This is a genomic window from Vibrio sp. Vb0667 (assembly GCF_033391095.1).
In genome coordinates, this window is the sequence record NZ_JAWPOL010000073.1 from 1 (window position 1) to 1,511 (window position 1,511).

General features: G+C 48.6%; 2 protein-coding genes. One reads left to right on the forward strand and one right to left on the reverse strand.

Annotated features, from left to right (window positions below; genetic code table 11):
- Positions 1 to 446, forward strand: a 446-nt coding sequence (gene yjgA / locus R8269_RS23345; RefSeq protein WP_318222683.1) for a ribosome biogenesis factor YjgA, incomplete at its 5' end; no start/stop codon positions are given.
- A gap of 72 nt (positions 447 to 518) precedes the next feature.
- Here the strand turns inward: yjgA and R8269_RS23350 are convergent.
- The gene (locus R8269_RS23350; protein ID WP_318222685.1) at positions 519 to 1,481 is read right to left on the reverse strand and encodes a D-2-hydroxyacid dehydrogenase; all 963 of its coding nucleotides are present in this window, start codon (positions 1,479 to 1,481) and stop codon (positions 519 to 521) included.
- Positions 1,482 to 1,511: the final 30 nt, after the last annotated feature.

The following is a 1,511-nucleotide window of genomic DNA, read 5'->3' on the forward strand; positions in this document are numbered from 1 at the left end:
TGGAAGAGCTGCGAAAGCTTGGTGAAGAGCTTGTCGGCCTAAAGCCAGCAGTTCTCGAAAAGTTTCCATTGAGCGAAGACCTGCGAGAAGCAATTGCCGATGCACAGCGCTTTAAGAACGAAGCGCGTCGTCGTCAGCTACAACGTATCGGTAAATTGATGCGTTATGAAGACCCAGAACCAATCCAAGCGGCATTGGACAAAGTACGCAACAAACACTCACAAGCAACAGCAGCGCTGCATAAACTTGAAATGCTGCGTGATCGCGTTGTGGAAGAAGGCGACAAAGCCATTGATGACGTAATGGAAATGTACCCAGAAGCGGATCGTCAGCGTCTACGTCAACTTGCACGCCAAGCAGCGAAAGAGAAAAAAGCCGGTAAACCAGCAAAATCTTACCGTGAAATTTTCCAAATCCTGAAAGCGTTAAACGAAGAAGAAATCTAATCTTCCTTCGTAAACCATAAAGACAAAGCAGACCACTAGGTCTGCTTTTTTAATGCGGATAATCAATGCCCATTAAGCGAGGCGATTGAGGAGGTCTCCGCGCTGAAACGCGTTAATGTTCTCAATCAGGATGTCGGCCAAGCGTTGAATCGACGAATCACTTCCCCACGCAACATGAGGCGTTAACAGCAAATTCGGTAAGTGAATATTAGCGATCAGAGGGTTGCTCTCATCGGCAGGCTCCTGAGTAAATACATCAAAACCTGCTGCTGCGATCTCACCCTGTTTTAGAGCATCCACCAACGCTTGCTCATCAACCAATCCGCCACGACCAGTGTTGATTAGAATCGCGTTTGGTTTCATTTGCTGTAACTCGGCTTTGCCAATCAAATTCTGCGTATGCTCGTTAAGCGGACAGTGCAAAGTCAACGCGTCAGAGTGTTTCAACACTTCCTCAAATGGCACATAACCTGGTCGACATTCTGCCGCTCCTTTACGCTCCGCAAATAAAACGGTCATTCCTAGCGCTTGAGCCAGATTCGCCGTGGCTTGTCCCAATGCACCACTACCGACGACACTTAGTGTACTGCCGCCAACATCCCCGATGGAATGAGTAAAAAAGCAGAACTGCTTATTACGCTGCCATTCGCCAGCCGCAATGTCTTGATGGTACCCAAACAAGTTTCGACGCAAAGCAAACAACATCGCGATCACATGCTCAGGCACAGATCGAGTGGCATAACCACGCACGTTCGCGACTGCAATGCCATGTTCAGCACAATAGTTTACATCGACATTGTTAAACCCTGTCGCCGCAACGGCAATCATCTTGAGCTGAGGCAGCTGCGAAAGTACCGATTGATCCAGCACCACTTTATTGCTGATGACGATATCGGCATCAGCTAAGCGCTCAAGCACGAACCCAGGCGGTGTCAGTTCATACTCCATCCAATGATGAGGAAACTCAGGGCGCGGGACTTGAATGTGATTGGGAATGGTGGCGCGGTCGAGAAAGACCACTTTAGGCAGTGACATAACGGCTCCTTGTTCACTGCCTAATGAAAT